Here is a 15,676-nt window from a genome sequence, read left to right on the forward strand (position 1 = left end):
AAAAAAACAATAAAAGGACAGGGCGACATGGATGCTGAATTGATTCTCGACGCACAAAACGCCACGGGTGAAAGCCCGGTGTGGAGCGCCAGGGATAAGGCTCTTTATTGGGTTGATATCCCGGCGGGTAAGCTTCATCGCTGGGACTCGGCCCATGACAGCACCCAAAGCTGGAAAGCACCGCAAATGCTTGCCTGCATCGCTCGTTACGATAACGGCGACTGGATTGCCGGTATGGAAGACGGTCTGTATCGCCTGACCGAAAGCGCCGACGGCACCCTGAGCAGTCGTTCTCTGGCCAGCGTCGATCATGCGTTGCCTGGCATGCGCTTCAACGATGGACGCTGTGATCGCCAGGGCCGCTTCTGGGCCGGCACCATGTTGATGGACATGGCCGCAGGCGCATCGGTCGGCGCGATGTATCGTTACAGCGCAGGCCAGAGCGAAGCGCTCACGGCACAACTTACCGACTTCATCGTACCCAACGGCCTGGCGTTCAGCCCGGACGGCAAGACCATGTACTTGTCCGACTCGCACCCCAGCGTGCAAAAAATCTGGGCGTTCGATTACGACACCGACAGCGGCACGCCCCACAACCGCCGCCTCTTCGTGGACATGAACCACTATCTGGGCCGCCCTGATGGCGCAGCGGTCGATGCCGAAGGCTGCTACTGGATCTGCGGCAATGATGCGGGGCTGATTCACCGCTTCACACCGGCTGGCAAGCTTGACCAGTCACTGGTTGTGCCGGTGAAGAAACCCACTATGTGCGCCTTCGGCGGATCGAATCTGGACACGCTGTTCGTGACCTCGATTCGTCCCGGTGGCGACATCAGCGACCAGCCACTGGCCGGTGGCGTCTTTGCCCTGAGACCCGGAATCAAAGGCTTGGAGGAGCCTGCCTTCAAGGGCTAATGCATCACACACAAATCCACCAGCACCACAAAAACAACAAAACTGGAGTTATCCATGGATTTCAAACGCAAGCTTCTCATCGCTGCACTCCCGCTGGCCTTCTGTATGTCGGGCCTGGCTCAGGCAGAAGTCAAAATCAAATTCGCCGAAGTTCACCCCGCCGGTTATGCCCCGGTAGTGGCCGAACAGAACATGGGCAAAAAGCTCGAAGAGCAGTCCAAAGGCGAGATCAGCTTCAAGATGTACGCCGGTGGTGTGCTCGGCTCAGAGAAAGAAGTGGTTGAGCAGGTACAGAGCAACGCCATCCAGATGACCCGCGTCAGCCTGGGCATCGTGGGTCCCGTGGTGCCTGACGTGAACGTCTTCAACCTGCCGTTCGTATTCCGCGATCAGGCGCACATGCGCACCATCATCGACGGTGAAATCGGTCAGGAAATTCTCGACAAGATCACCAACTCGAACTTCAACATGGTCGCACTGGCGTGGATGGATGGCGGCACTCGCAACCTCTACACCAAAAAGCCGGTACGTCAGATCTCTGACCTCAAAGGCATGAAGATCCGTGTTCAAGGCAACCCGGTGTTCATCGAGACCATCAATGACATGGGCGGCAACGGTATCGCCATGGCCACTGGCGAGATTTTCAGCGCTTTGCAGACTGGCGTTATCGATGGTGCCGAGAACAACCCGCCGACTTACTACCAGCACAACCACTATCAAAACGCCAAGTTCTTCACCATCACCGAGCACTTGATCCTGCCTGAGCCGATCGTGATGGCCAAAGACACCTGGAACAAGCTCAAGCCTGACCAGCAGGCACTGGTAAAAAAGCTGGCCCGTGAGGCACAGGCTGAAGAACGCGTGCTGTGGGACAAATCTTCTGCTGATGCCGAAACCAAACTCAAGGCCGCAGGCGTGGAATTCATTACCCTGACGCCTGAGCAGAAGAAAGCCTTCTACGACGCCACCCAGCCGGTTCGCGACAAGTTCGGTGCACCTTACAAAGACTTGATCAGCCGTATCGAGGCTGTGCAAACCGACGCATCCCTGGCCGCCAAAAACTAAGCAGCCTGACAAGCCAGTCCGATAACGCCGCGGGGGCGAGCGCAAGCTCGCTCGCCGCCGCAGTGGTGAGCCTCCATGAAAAATACGCTGCTACGTCTCAACGATGTTCTTTATCGGGTCTGCATTGGAATCGCCGGTATGTCGATTCTGATCATGACGCTGATTATTCCATGGGGCATTTTTGCCCGTTATGTCCTGGGCAGCGGCTCCAGTTGGCCAGAACCCACTGCCATCCTGTTGATGGTTGTATTCACCTTCTTCGGAGCTGCAGCCAGCTACCGTGCCGGGGCACACATGGCCGTCTCGATGGCCGTCGATCGTATGCCCGCTCAGGTGCGCAAAATAGCTGCGGTGGTGGTGCAGGTTCTGATGGCCACCGTTGCCCTGTTCATGATCATCAAAGGCTTCAAGCTTTGCGGTACGACCTGGAATCAATACATCGGGGAGTTGCCCTTCCTGCGTGTTGGCATCTCCTACCTGCCGATTCCGATTGGCGGCATCGTGACCCTGATTTTCGTCCTTGAAAGACTGTTTCTGGGCGACCAAAGCCACCGGGCTGTCATGCGGTTCGACGTGATTGAAGAAAGTGAAGGGGCCGCATAAATGGACGCTCTTATACTGTTAGGCAGCTTTATCGCGCTGATCCTGATCGGCATGCCGGTCGCTTACGCGCTGGGGCTTTCAGCGCTGATCGGCGCATGGTGGATCGAGATTCCCGCAGACGCACTGATGATTCAGATCGCAGGGGGCGTGAATAAATTCTCGCTATTGGCGATCCCGTTCTTCGTCCTCGCGGGTGCGATCATGGCCGAAGGCGGCATGTCTCGAAGGCTCGTGGCGTTTGCTGCGGTACTGGTCGGTTTCGTGCGCGGCGGCCTGTCGCTGGTGAACATCGTTGCATCGACGTTCTTCGGCGCTATCTCCGGCTCCTCGGTCGCGGACACCGCCTCGGTAGGTTCGGTACTGATTCCGGAAATGGAACGCGCAGGTTATCCCCGTGACTACTCCACGGCCGTGACGGTCAGCGGCTCGGTTCAAGCCTTGCTGACACCGCCGAGCCACAACTCGGTGCTTTACTCGCTGGCGGCGGGCGGCACGGTCTCCATTGCTTCGCTGTTCATGGCCGGTATCGGTCCGGGTCTGCTGCTCAGCGCGGTGATGATGGGCCTGTGCATGATCTTCGCCCGCAAGCGCAACTACCCGAAAGGTGAAGTGATCCCGTTGCGCCAGGCGATCAAAATCGCCGGTGAAGCACTCTGGGGTCTGATGGCCATGGTCATCATCCTCGGCGGTATCCTGTCGGGTATTTTCACGGCGACCGAGTCGGCGGCGATTGCCGTGGTCTGGTCGTTCTTCGTCACCATGTTCATCTACCGCGACTACAAATGGCGTGACCTGCCCAAGCTGATGCACCGGGCGGCGCGTACCATTTCCATCGTGATGATCTTGATCGGTTTCGCCGCCAGCTTCGGTTACATCCTGACGCTGATGGAAATCCCGATGAAGATCACGACAGCGTTCCTGACGCTGTCGGATAACCGTTACGTGATCCTGATGTGCATCAACGTCATGTTGTTGCTGCTGGGCACCGTGATGGACATGGCACCGTTGATCCTGATCCTGACGCCGATCCTGCTGCCGGTGATCGTCGGTGTGGGCGTAGACCCTGTGCACTTCGGCATGATCATGCTGGTGAATCTGGGTATCGGCTTGATTACACCGCCGGTTGGCGCGGTGCTGTTCGTGGGTGCTGCGGTGGGTAAAGTCACCATCGAAGCCACCGTGAAAGCCCTGCTGCCGTTCTACGTAGCATTGTTCATGGTGCTGATGCTGGTGACCTACATCCCTGCAATCTCCCTGTGGTTGCCGAGTGTGGTGTTGTAAGAAACACCGATGATCCAGGGTTGGAACGATGATTTGTGGGAGCGAGGCTTGCCCGCGATAAGGTACACACCGATCGCGAGCAAGCTCAGCTCCCACCGTTGCCTGGATTCGCGCCCCCCAGCCAAGGAGGCTGGTTGCTCATGTCTGCTCCTGCTTTGTTTCCCCGCCACATCGCTGTATTGCTCCTCGCCCTTCTCGCCTGTGCTTTTGCAGGCAATCACATCGCCGCGCGTATCGCCTTCGATCATGACACCGGCCTGCTGCTGGCGATTTTGTGTCGATCGGGCGTGACCTTGCTGGTCCTTACTGGCCTGGTGCTCTGGCAGCGGGAACGCCCGAACCTGACCGCCAGAACGTGGCGCTGGCAACTCCTGCTGGGCGTGCTGATTGCGGCACAAAGTTTCTGCATCTACTCGGCTGTTGCTCGCATTCCAGTCGCGCTGGCGTTGCTGATCGCCAACGTGGCTCCCATCCTGTTGGTCTTGCTCACATGGGCGTTAGGCGGCGCAAGGCCGACCGCTCGTGCCGCGTTGCTGATGGGTTTTATTCTGATTGGTCTGGTCTTTGCGCTGGACGTACCAGAGCGCCTGTCCAGCCAGCACAGTACCGAAGCTCAGTGGCTCGAAGGCATTGCCTTCGGCTTTGGCGCTGCCGGGGTTTTCGCCTGTGCGCTGTGGATAACAGACCATAAACTCTCGTCCTTACGCGGCACCGTACGCAGCATGCTGACCATGTTGATTGTGTTCAGCGCCGCTGCATTGGCGGGTTTCAGCGGCGTGCTGCCTGGAGGTGTTTCATTGCCATCCACCGCCACCGGCTGGACCGCACTGGCCTGTCTGGTCACGCTTTATGGCGTTGGGTTTTCCCTGCTGTTCATTTGCGTCAACCGTCTGGACATGGCCCGCAACGCGCCGGTGATGAACATCGAACCGGTGGCGAGTCTGTTGTTTGGCTGGTTAATCCTTGATCAATTGCTCAGCGGCGGCCAGATCATTGGCGGCCTGATCGTGGTCACCGGTATTGTGCTGCTGACCTGGCGGCGTAAAACGGCTTGAGCCCTCATCTGTACTCATACGGCGAATCATCATGCTCCCGGCAATCCTGACGCTTGAAGATGGCATCACCCGACTGACGCTCGCCCCGCAAACCGGCGGCAGCATTGTTAACTGGAATGTGATCGCCAGCGGCCAACCGCTACTGCGCCCCAGCAATGACGAAGCACTGGGTGCCGGGACTGCACGGAAGCTGGCCTGCTATCCGCTGGCACCGTGGTCCAACCGGATCAGCAACGGAGGCTTTGAAAGTCCCGATGGCTGGCTCGCGCTTGAGCCCAACAGCCCCAACGACGCGTTGCCGATTCATGGCAGCGCCTGGCAGCAGCCATGGGAGGTGATTGAGCAAAGTGCGCAACATGCCTGCCTGCAACTGAACAGCAGCATCCCTTTTGCTTATAGCGCGCAACTGCGCTTCAGCCTGCTGGACGGCACGCTGAGCATCACGCTGAAGGTGACCCATCTGGACGCGCGGGCCGCCTGGCACGGGCTGGGCTTGCATCCTTATCTGCCACGCACCGCCAACACCCGGTTACGGGCCACGGCGTCACAGGTCTGGCTGACCGATGAAGCAGGTCTGCCCACGCAACTTGAGAATCTGCCAGCCGAGTGGGACTTCAATGCGTTGAACAGCCTGCCGCACACCCGACTGGACAACGGCTTTACCGAATGGGATGGCAGCGCCCTGATCAGCCAGCCGGACCTGGGTTATGAGCTTGAATGCCGGGCAACGGGCAGTGAGTTCTTTCTGGTGTTCTGCCCGCCCGGGCTGGATTTTTTCTGCTTCGAGCCTGTTAGCCACCCGGTGAATGCCCACCATTTGCCGGGGCATCCAGGGTTGCGGCTGTTGCGACAGGGAGAGTCGGCTGAGCTGGGTTTCAGCCTGAGTTACCGCGCGCTGTAACAATTTCATTCAGGCGGATCGCAAATCCCTGTGGGAGCCGGGCTTGCCCGCGATGCTGGCGACTCGGTTTCAAAGCCATACCGCGTTATCGTTCATCGCGAGCAAGCTCAGCTCCCACAGGTGGGTAGCCTCTCAAGCTCATGCAAAACCTGTGCAGACTGTGTGAAAACCCTCAGACAAAAACAAACTGCGCGCGCTCACGTGAAATCTTTAAAAGTTTGTGTGGGTCACAGACCTCAAACTCACGTAGGAGCGCGGTTTTTTGAGCGTTTTTTAGCCAGCTAATTGGCTCGTAAGGTTTTCACACAGCCTGTGTGGGACCGAACTTATTCGGCAAAGGGCTGGCAGATTCAATACTTCTGTTGCCTGACATGACGCATTCGCGAATGAATTCGCTCCCACCGGGATCAACCCTTGCAGGCCAACATAGAACCTCCCGCAGACAACCGTCTCAGGCGGATCGCAAAATCCCTGTGGGAGCCGGGCTTGCCCGCGATATAGGCGACGCGGTTTCATGGCTATAACGCGTTATCGTTCTTCGCGGGCAAGCCTCGCTCCAATAGGGAAACGTATTCCAAACGATACGGCCAATCAAACCACCACGTAGTACTTGCGCACATACACCGTGCTTTCCCATGCGCAGCTCGCGCCTAGCGGAACAAACACGGTGTCGCCGGTGTTCACGATCAGCGCTTCGCCGTCTACACCGGTGAGCGTCACCTGACCTTCGATCAGATGCATCAACTCATGCACTTTGTGCGGTCGGCCGCCACGGGCATAAGGTGTCGAGTCCCAGACGCCGATGCGCAGGGAGCTGTTCGAGGCTTCATAGGCGTTGTGTGAGCGGCACTGAGGCGTCGGGCCAATCAGGATGCTGGCCTCGGGGGCTGCCGAAGGTGCCAGTGGAACTCGCTTGTCGATCCAGGTCAGCGCCGGTTGCGTCGATGGCGCGGAGTCACTGATTGCGCAAAAAGCCCAAAGGCTGCCATCTGCCGCATCAACCTGACAGGCGACTCCCTGCTCCACTACAACGCTTTCGCCGGGGCCGACTTCGAGGGTTTCACCGTTAACGTGCAGGCTGACGCGCCCGCGGTGGACCACCAACATTTCCGTGAATGGATACGATTGACTGCTACGTACGCCAATGGCGCTGACCAATCCGGCACTTACGCCATCATCAGCGACATAAGCGATATCGCGCACGTCGGCAAACGGATCGCCAGCGCTCAAAGCACCGCGCTTCAACGGTGCATCGGTTTGACTGCCGTCAGCGCGGACCAACAACAAAGCTTTTAGCTGTGACATTAAACACTCTCCGGATTAGCCAACGGCCTGGGTGACTAGGGCAAACTGTGCGACGCCAGCAGTGGCCTGCGGAGCCTTGCCTTTAGCCATTTGTGTGACGCTGTCGACAGCTTTAAGACCTGCAGCATCCAGCCAGTCTGCCAAGCCGCTATTCGTAGGAATATCGATACGCACAAAGGAATACGGCACTCGCGACAGCAACTGACTGATCAGGTACCTGGCCTGCTCTACGTTTTGAGCGATCACCGGGCCGATGCACAGGCCGCGACCAAAAGGGCGCAATAGAGCAAACGCCTGTAATTGCCCATTGCGCTCGATAGCTGCCGAGTGTTCTACGCTCGGCAGCAGGTCTTTGAGGACCGCAGTGCGATCAAGCCCGCTGCCCACGTTGGCCAACTCGAACAGGCGCTTGTAATCCGCCTGGCCCACTGAGCGGCAGCTTTCGCTGAACGCGAGCGCGGGCGCTGACGGTGCTTCGGCTGGAGCCTGACCCTGACGTTGTTCGACGCTGCCGAAATCAACAAATCCCAAACTGGCGTACAGCGGGGCTCCGGCCAGGGTCGCGTTGAGAACAGGAATACGAGGTGTGGCGGCCTCAATCGCCAGGTTCATCAGTTGCCGACCAATCCCCTTGCCCTGATATTCGTCGCTGACGATCACCAGACCAATGGTTGAGAAATCCCCCTGATGGCAAGTGAATGCACTGCCGATCACCCTCCCCTTGTCTTGCGCAACGAAACCCTCGCTAACGCGTTGCAGCATCGCCCAGTCCTCACGACGATGCGGCCATTTCAACTGCACTGAAAGTTGGTGTGCAGCATCCACATCGGCCGCAGTCATAGGGCGATAGGAACATGAAGAACGTTGCGAGTCAGCCATGAAAAGCTCTCCGGTCAAAGGGGCACTAATGCCTGTATCCCATCTGTTTACCGCTCATGGCAAGAGCCCCGGAACGATTCGGCAGATTGCGCAAAGCGCGCTGCCGTTTACCACAGTTACTGCTTAAATCGACACTAAGGTCGGCAGCAAATGCTTGGGCTTTTTTCCTAGGATGGACGTCTCGCTTTTTATCGGCTGGAGTCCTTCATGGATAGCTTTGATCCTCGTCAAATTTCTGTTCGCAGCGCGCACTTCATCGGCGGTCATTATCGCGATGCCCAGTCAGGCATGGACGTCTCACGCCCCTCCGACGGGCAGGTCTACGCCGGGCTGCCGATTGCTGACGCGGACATGGTGGACGAAGCCGTCAGTAATGCCTGGCAGGCGTTCAAGCACAGTGACTGGGCCAGCCGCCCGCCTCGCGAGAGAGCCCGGGTCATGCGTCATTGGGCCGACTTGATTGAAGCCGATGGCGCGATCCTGGGGCCACTGGAAGCCGTCGGTTCGACGCGTCCCCACAAAGACGTGCTCGCCTGGGACATTCCTTATGTCGCCGAAGGGATTCGTTTTTTCGCCGAGCTGGCAGACAAGCATGGCGGCGAAGTGGCGGCGACTCAAAGCGACCGGCTGGGCATGCAGATCGCCGAACCTTACGGCGTGATTGCCGCCATTGCACCGTGGAACTTTCCGCTGAGTATGGGCCATTGGAAAGTCGCCCCGGCGCTGGCAGCGGGTAACGCCGTAGTGCTCAAACCTTCGGAACTGACGCCATTTTCCAGCCTGCGCTTTGCCGAGTTGGCCGTGCAGGCCGGGCTCCCTGCCGGGATGTTCAACGTGGTTCAGGGTGACGGACGCACCACAGGCGACGCGCTGTGTCGTCATCCGCGCATCTCGAAAGTAACCTTCACCGGTTCGACGGCCACAGGCTCCAGCATCATGTCCACTTGCGCACTGGTCGGCCCCAAACCCGTGACACTGGAGCTGGGCGGTAAAAGCCCGCAACTGGTGTTTGCTGACGTGCCTGATCTGGCCAAAACCGCACGCACCGTTGCGCTAGCCATTACCGGTAATGCCGGACAGGTGTGTGTTTCGGGTTCACGACTTTTGATAGAACGCTCGATCATGGCGCCGTTCATTGAGCATCTTCAGGGCTACTTCGCTTCTTTGCGCCCCGGCCCGACCTGGTCACCAGACGCCACGCTGCCGCCGATCATCTCCCATTTGCAGGGCAGCCGCATCGACAACATCGTCCAGCGTGCGCGCCAGGCCGGAGCCGAAGTGCTGGCCGGTGGCAGGCTGTTCGAAGGCATGGGCGGCGCTTATTACCAACCGACATTGCTGACCGCAGTGGACAGCCAAAGCCCGGCAGTCTGCGAAGAGATTTTCGGCCCAGTGCTGACCATTCAGGCATTCGACACCGAAGAACAGGCGCTGCAAATGGCCGAACACGACACCTATGGTCTGTGCGCAGGCGTGCATACGGCGGACCTGAATCGCGCGCTGCGACTGATTCGTAAACTGGAAGTCGGCACCGTCTGGGTCAACCGCTACGGGCGCAGCAACGACTACATCCTGCCGACCGGGGGCTATAAACGCTCCGGCATTGGCAAGGACCTGGGACGTGAAGCGTTTGAAGCCAATCTACGCTTTAAAAGCGTGTTGATCGATATCGCGGAGTAACAGCAATACGATTTCTGTGGGAGCCGGGCTTGCCCGGCTCCCACAGGAACTACGCAATTTCAGGACTATGTCTACAAATCAACGGGAGCAGCTTTCTGGCTGCTCCCGTTTTTTATTGGTTTGACGCAGTTTGTGCTGCGCTGGCACAGCATCTGTTCGGCTTCAGCACCATAAGTGCTCATAAAGGCACATAAACACGAGGCTCGCCCAAGGCTGGAGCGCTCCGCAAAGTGTGCTGAGGGCAACCCCTAAAACGGCGTTTTCTATCAAGCAGCCGACGCTTTTAACGTCATCTGCTGATTTCACGGTGTTGTAATGAAGGTGTGGTGCAGCGTTGCATCACGCGCTTTGAATCCGAAGCACAGAGATGCCTCGCCCAGACTTAACGAACTTCAGGACCGCACTCAATGAGCTTTCTTCGTCCCAAATTCATTACGTTCGATTGCTACGGTACGTTGACCAACTTCCACATGGGCGCCATGACCCGCGAACTCTTCGCGGACCGTGTCCCCGCTGAACGCATGGAAGAGTTCGTCAAGGATTTCTCCGCCTATCGCCTGGATCAAGTCATGGGCGACTGGGTGCCTTATGACGAAATCATCAAGACTGCGCTGGAGCGTACCTGTAAACGTTGGGGCATCGAATACCGCCAGGAAGGCCAGCTTTACTACGACGCGGTTCCAACCTGGGGTCCGCACGCCGACGTTCCGGCAGGTCTGGCAAAAATTGCCGACAAGATCCCTCTGGTGATTTTCTCCAACGCCAGCGACAGCCAGATCATGTCCAACGTGAACATGCTCGGCGCGCCGTTCCACAAAGTCTTCACCGCTGAACAGGCTCAGGCCTACAAGCCTCGCCTCCGTGCGTTCGAGTTCATGCTCGACAACCTCGGCTGCGGCCCGCAGGACGTGCTGCACGTTTCCTCCAGCTTCCGTTACGACCTGTTCCCGGCGCATGACATGAAGATCAAGAACCGCGCATTCGTTGCCCGGGGCCATGACGTGCCTGCCAACGAGTCCTATGGCTATCACACCATCAAAGACATCGGTGGCCTGCCTGCGCTGGTCGGTCTGTAAGCAGAAAAGCACTGGTCACCCAACGCCACAGGTAAGGACAGCACCATGCGAAGTGAATCCTACTGGCTTGATACCGCACCGGCATTTGCCGGGGCGCAGACCGGCGCGGTAGAGGGCCAGGTGGATGTCGCCATTGTCGGGGGCGGCTTTACCGGTCTTTCGGCAGCCCGCGCCCTGGCGATGAAAGGCGCAAGGGTAGCGGTCCTGGAAGCTGACCGGGTGATCGGCGAAGCGTCCGGGCGTAACGGTGGCCAGTGCAATACCGGCGTGGCTCAGGATTATTCAGCGCTGACCGCCAGTCTGGGCGCCGACCAGGCCCGCGCGTATTACCGGGCTTACGAAAGCGCTGTAAAGAGTGTCGTCGCGGTGGTCGAGCAGGAGCAGATTGCGTGTGACATGACCCGTAACGGCAAGCTGAAACTGGCCGCCAAACCGATGCACTTCGACGGCATGGCCCGCACCTGCGAGCTGATCCGTCGGGAAGTGGACGCGGACGTCGAGCTTCTGTCCGCGCAAGAAACCCGCGCCGAAGTGGACTCGGCTGAATTCCACGGCGGCTTGTTACAGCGCAACGGCGTGCAGATGCATGTAGGGCGCTTTGGTGTCGGGCTGGCCGATGCTGCCGTGCGTCACGGCGCACAGGTTTTCCAGAACGCCGCCGTAAAAAGCTGGAAAGCCAACGCTTCAGGCTATCTGCTCAACACGGCCAAGGGCTCTATTCAGGCCAAACAGATCCTGCTGGCGACCGGTGCTTGCCAGCATGGCGGTCCAGGCTGGTATCGACGGCGCATCGTGCCGGTGGGCAGCTTTGTGATTGTGACCGAGGTGCTGCCTCAAGCTTTGATTGATCAATTGCTGCCGCAGCATCGCGCCTATGTCACCAGCCGCATGATCGGCAATTACTTCCGCCTGACGCCGGATAACCGTTTGCTGTTTGGTGGCCGGGCGCGTTTTGCCATGTCCAATGCAACCTCTGACGCCAAGAGCGGCAAGGTATTGCGTGCCGCCATGGTGCAAATGTTCCCGCAACTGGCCAGCGCCAAAGTGGATTACTGCTGGGGCGGTCTGGTGGACATGACCTCCGACCGCTTGCCGCGTGCGGGTGAACATGAGGGCGTTTTTTACTCCATGGGCTACAGCGGCCACGGCGTACAGATGTCCGTCCACATGGGCCAGGTCATGGCCGACGTCATGGATGGCAATCCGCAAGCCAACCCGTGGCGTGAGCTTGACTGGCCAGCCGTTCCAGGACATTTCGGCACCCCGTGGTTCCTGCCGCTGGTGGGCGCGTGGTATCGATTTCAGGATGCCCGGCACTAGATTTTGCGCTTCACCGTCGTTGTGTGCGTTTCAAGGACGCTCCGGTCAACCGTGAGCAACTCATGCATTCCCTTAATCGACAGGTAGAACTGATATGGCTGACAACAAAGACGATTCCCCATTGATCTCAGGCCAGGACAGCCTGCGCGTATTCGAAGGGCTCAATCGCGGTCTTTCACGTCGTGATGCATTACGCATGCTGGGCGTTGCTGGCGTCGTCGCCAGCGGTGCGACGAGTCTGTTCGGTACCGCGGGCAAAGTCTTCGCCGACGAAGCGGCAGCGCCTGGCAAAGGCAAACCCGGTGGGCGTATTCGTGTAGCAGGCATGTCCAGTTCTACCGCCGACACCCTTGACCCCGCCAAAGGCGCACTGTCCACCGACTATGTTCGGCACTTCATGTTCTATAACGGCCTGACCCGCTTCGACTCCCATCTGGTGCCGCAGATGGAGCTGGCCGAGCGCATCGAAAGCGACGACGCCACCCTGTGGACCGTGACACTGCGCAAGGACGTTACGTTTCACAACGGCAAACCGCTGACACCTGCCGACGTGGTCTTCTCGCTGAACCGCCATAAAGACCCGCTGACCGGTTCAAAGGTCATGCCGTTGATGGCTCAGGTCAGTGAAGTCAAAGCCAGCGGTCCGAACGAAGTACAAATCCGCCTCAGCGCCGCCAACGCCGAGCTGCCGTCGATTCTGGCGGTATCGCACTTGTTGATCGTTCCGGAAGGCACCACCGACTTCAATCAGGGCATCGGCACCGGACCGTTCAAGGTCAAGGAGTTCAAACCGGGCGTGCGCTCGATCAGCGTGCGCAACCCGAACTACTGGAAGCCGGGCCTGCCCTATCTGGACGAAATCGAATTCATCGCGATTGGCGACGAGCCTTCACGGGTCAACGCGCTGCTGTCCGGCGACGTGCACCTGATCAACGAGGTCAACCCACGCTCAACCGCGCGCATCACTGCCAGTGCCAAGCACAGCGTGTTCGATGCCCCCTCGGGCAACTACACAGACCTGATCATCCGTCAGGACCAGATGCCGGGGCAGAACCCGGACTTCACCCTGGCGATGAAGTACCTGCTGGACCGCGAACAGGTCAAATCGGCGGTGTTCCGGGGTTATGCCCGCGTCGGTAATGACACGCCAATTTCTCCAGGGTCGCGCTACTTCAACGCTGATTTGCCGCAGCGTGTGTACGACCCGGAAAAAGCCCGCTTCCACCTGAAAAAAGCCGGTATGGAAAAAATTACGATGGCCGTGGCGGCATCGCCTGCGGCCACCGGTTCAGTGGACATTGCGGTATTGCTGCAACAGTCCGCCAAGGAGGCAGGCCTGACGCTCAACGTCAACCGTCTGCCCAGTGACGGCTACTGGTCCAACCACTGGATGAAGCACCCGCTGAGTTTCGGCAACATCAACCCACGGCCGAACGCCGACGTGATCTTCTCGCAATTTTTCCAGTCCACCGCGCCCTGGAACGAGTCGGCCTGGAAGAACGAGCAGTTCGACCAGTTGCTGATGCTGGCACGCGGTGAAACCGACGAAGCCAAGCGCGCCAAGATGTATGGCGACATGCAGACGCTGGTTCATGACCACTGCGGGATCGGCATACCGGTGTTCATCAGTAATATCGACGGCGTCGACAAGCGCATCAAAGGCTACGGCAGTAACCCGCTCGGCGGCTTCATGGGCTACATGTTCAGCGAGCAGATCTGGCTGGATGCTTGATTGCGGGTAGTTTCCCCTTTGCCGGAGCAATGCCATGAATAGCAACACACTCTGGTTGATCGGCAAGCGCTTCGGCGCTGCGATCCTGACCCTGCTGATCGTTTCCATGGTGGTCTTCGCCATTACGGCGGTGCTGCCCGGCGACGCGGCTCAAGCTGCCCTCGGGCAGTTCGCGACGCCTGAACAGGTCGCGGCATTGCGGATAAAAATGGGCCTGGATCAACCGGGTGTGGTGCGCTATCTGAGCTGGTTGATGAACCTGCTCAGTGGCAATTTTGGCGAGTCGGCGTCCAACGCCATGCCGGTTGCCGAACTGGTTGGCAGCCGCTTCCCCAACACTTTGATGCTGGCCGGGGCCACCGCGCTGGTTTCAGTCCCGGTGGCATTGGTGCTGGGCATCGGTTCGGCCATGGGCCGTGGCGGCCGACTGGACAGCGCATTGAGTTTCATCACGCTGGCGCTGGTCGCGGTACCGGAGTTTCTGGTGGCGACCCTCGCGGTGCTGATTTTCGCGGTTAACCTGGGATGGTTGTCGGCGTTGTCCTATGCCAGCGATACCCACTCCCCTCTGGAATTCATCCGCACTTATGCACTGCCGGTGATGACCCTGTGCTGCGTGATTGTTGCGCAAATGGCACGCATGACCCGCGCGGCCGTCATTGATCAACTGGACAGCCCGTACGTGGAAATGGCCCGCCTGAAAGGCGTCAGCCCGATGCGCATCGTGTTGCGCCACGCGTTACCCAATGCCATCGGTCCCATTGCCAATGCCATCGCATTGAGCCTGTCGTACCTGCTGGGCGGCGTGGTAATCGTCGAGACCATCTTCAACTATCCGGGCGTCGCCAGTTTGATGGTCGACGCCGTGACCAACCGGGACATGGCCCTGGTTCAAGCCTGCACCATGTTGTTCTGCTCAGCGTATCTGGGCCTGGTGCTGATTGCCGACCTGTGCGCCATTCTCTCCAACCCGAGGCTGAGAACCCAATGAATAACCTCATTGTAAAATCGACGCCACCCGGTGCTGATCTGTCATTGGGCAAGGTCGCGCACAGCACATCCTGGCTGGGGCTGGCAGGCGCGTTCGTGTGCATCTTCTGGCTATTGGTGGCGCTGTTAGGGCCATGGCTCGCCCCTCACCCGGTCGGTGAAGTGGTGTCCAACAACGTATTCGACAGCATGAGCGGCATGTACCCCTTTGGCACCGATTATCTGGGCCGCGACATGCTCAGCCGGGTGCTGGCCGGATCGCGCTTCACTGTCGGTCTGGCGCTGATTTCCGCTGTGCTGGCGAGCGGTCTGGGCACCAGCCTGGCGCTGCTTGCCGTGGTCGTACCGAAATGGCTGGATGAAGTGATCAGCCGCCTGATGGACGCTTTTATCTCGATCCCCAGCAAGATGCTGGCGCTGATCATGGTCTCCGCGTTTGGCTCATCGGTCACGCTGCTGATCACTACCGCAGTGCTGAGCTTTGCTCCCGGCGCATTCCGGATCGCTCGTAGTCTGGCGGTCAACATCGAAGCGCTGGAGTACGTGCAAGTCGCCCGCACCCGCGGCGAGCGCCGCTTGTACATCGCCTGTGTGGAAATCCTGCCCAACATGCTCAATCCGGTGCTGACCGATCTGGGCTTGCGCTTCGGTTTCATCGTGCTGCTGCTCAGTGGCATGAGCTTTCTCGGCCTTGGCGTGCAACCGCCCGACGCCGACCTGGGTTCGCTGGTTCGGGAAAATATCGGCGGTTTGAATCAAGGCGCGCCTGCCATCGTGATTCCGGCGCTGGCCATCGGCACCCTGACGATCGGAGTGAATCTGTTCATCGACAGGCTCTCGTCACGGCGCAGCCGACGTTCCGGGGGGCATTGAT

Annotated in this window: 14 protein-coding genes; 12 read left to right on the plus strand and 2 right to left on the minus strand. The window is 59.0% G+C overall.

The annotated features are described in order from the left end of the window. Window positions 1-27: 27 nt before the first annotated feature. The 6 genes from RX972_RS12360 to RX972_RS12385 all read left to right on the plus strand — a co-directional run bounded on the left by RX972_RS12360 (window position 28) and on the right by RX972_RS12385 (window position 5,820). Window positions 28-915, plus strand: coding sequence for a glucurono-1,5-lactonase (locus RX972_RS12360; protein ID WP_122805794.1), 888 nt, complete (start codon window positions 28-30; stop codon window positions 913-915). 54 nt (window positions 916-969) lie between these two features. Then, on the plus strand, window positions 970-1,980 hold the full coding sequence (locus RX972_RS12365; RefSeq protein ID WP_027900139.1) for a TRAP transporter substrate-binding protein: 1,011 nt from the start codon (window positions 970-972) through the stop codon (window positions 1,978-1,980). A 75-nt stretch (window positions 1,981-2,055) separates the two neighbouring features. Then, window positions 2,056-2,583: a TRAP transporter small permease gene (locus tag RX972_RS12370; protein ID WP_027900138.1), complete on the plus strand. Its 528-nt coding sequence runs from the start codon at window positions 2,056-2,058 to the stop codon at window positions 2,581-2,583. Beyond that, the gene (locus RX972_RS12375) at window positions 2,584-3,864 is read left to right on the plus strand and encodes a TRAP transporter large permease (RefSeq protein ID WP_316875692.1); all 1,281 of its coding nucleotides are present in this window, start codon (window positions 2,584-2,586) and stop codon (window positions 3,862-3,864) included. It begins immediately after the preceding gene. 140 nt (window positions 3,865-4,004) lie between these two features. Continuing rightward, window positions 4,005-4,919, plus strand: coding sequence for an EamA family transporter (locus RX972_RS12380; protein WP_231676869.1), 915 nt, complete (start codon window positions 4,005-4,007; stop codon window positions 4,917-4,919). 31 nt (window positions 4,920-4,950) lie between these two features. Then, entirely contained in the window at window positions 4,951-5,820 is an 870-nt protein-coding gene (locus RX972_RS12385) for an aldose 1-epimerase (RefSeq protein ID WP_316875696.1), read from the plus strand. 591 nt (window positions 5,821-6,411) lie between these two features. On the opposite strand, the gene RX972_RS12390 is transcribed toward RX972_RS12385, so the two are convergent. Both RX972_RS12390 and RX972_RS12395 read right to left on the minus strand, forming a co-directional pair. Beyond that, the gene (locus tag RX972_RS12390) at window positions 6,412-7,125 is read right to left on the minus strand and encodes a cupin domain-containing protein (RefSeq protein ID WP_316875697.1); all 714 of its coding nucleotides are present in this window, start codon (window positions 7,123-7,125) and stop codon (window positions 6,412-6,414) included. 15 nt (window positions 7,126-7,140) lie between these two features. Beyond that, window positions 7,141-8,004, minus strand: a complete 864-nt coding sequence (locus RX972_RS12395; RefSeq protein ID WP_316875699.1) for a GNAT family N-acetyltransferase — start codon at window positions 8,002-8,004, stop codon at window positions 7,141-7,143. Window positions 8,005-8,211: 207 nt separating this feature from the next. On the opposite strand from RX972_RS12395, the gene RX972_RS12400 reads away from it, so the two are divergent. The 6 genes from RX972_RS12400 to RX972_RS12425 all read left to right on the plus strand — a co-directional run bounded on the left by RX972_RS12400 (window position 8,212) and on the right by RX972_RS12425 (window position 15,675). Beyond that, window positions 8,212-9,684: an aldehyde dehydrogenase family protein gene (locus RX972_RS12400; RefSeq protein WP_316875701.1), complete on the plus strand. Its 1,473-nt coding sequence runs from the start codon at window positions 8,212-8,214 to the stop codon at window positions 9,682-9,684. A gap of 407 nt (window positions 9,685-10,091) precedes the next feature. Further along, window positions 10,092-10,760, plus strand: coding sequence for a haloacid dehalogenase type II (locus RX972_RS12405; protein ID WP_316875702.1), 669 nt, complete (start codon window positions 10,092-10,094; stop codon window positions 10,758-10,760). A 45-nt stretch (window positions 10,761-10,805) separates the two neighbouring features. Continuing rightward, complete coding sequence (locus RX972_RS12410) at window positions 10,806-12,080, plus strand: FAD-binding oxidoreductase (RefSeq protein WP_316875704.1); 1,275 nt, start codon at window positions 10,806-10,808, stop codon at window positions 12,078-12,080. 94 nt (window positions 12,081-12,174) lie between these two features. Continuing rightward, window positions 12,175-13,812 carry an ABC transporter substrate-binding protein gene (locus RX972_RS12415; RefSeq protein WP_099269008.1) on the plus strand — a complete coding sequence of 546 codons (1,638 nt, stop codon included), beginning with the start codon at window positions 12,175-12,177 and terminating at the stop codon, window positions 13,810-13,812. Between the two features lie 34 nt (window positions 13,813-13,846). Continuing rightward, a complete protein-coding gene (locus tag RX972_RS12420) occupies window positions 13,847-14,803 on the plus strand; it encodes an ABC transporter permease (RefSeq protein ID WP_316875708.1) in 957 nt (318 codons plus the stop codon). Continuing rightward, a complete protein-coding gene (locus tag RX972_RS12425) occupies window positions 14,800-15,675 on the plus strand; it encodes an ABC transporter permease (protein WP_122706587.1) in 876 nt (291 codons plus the stop codon). The genes RX972_RS12420 and RX972_RS12425 overlap by 4 nt, the downstream gene beginning before the upstream one ends. The last annotated feature ends 1 nt before the right edge of the window (window position 15,676 follow it).

This window comes from Pseudomonas syringae group sp. J309-1, from assembly GCF_032582135.1.
Classification (GTDB): Bacteria; Pseudomonadota; Gammaproteobacteria; order Pseudomonadales; family Pseudomonadaceae; genus Aquipseudomonas; species Aquipseudomonas quasicaspiana.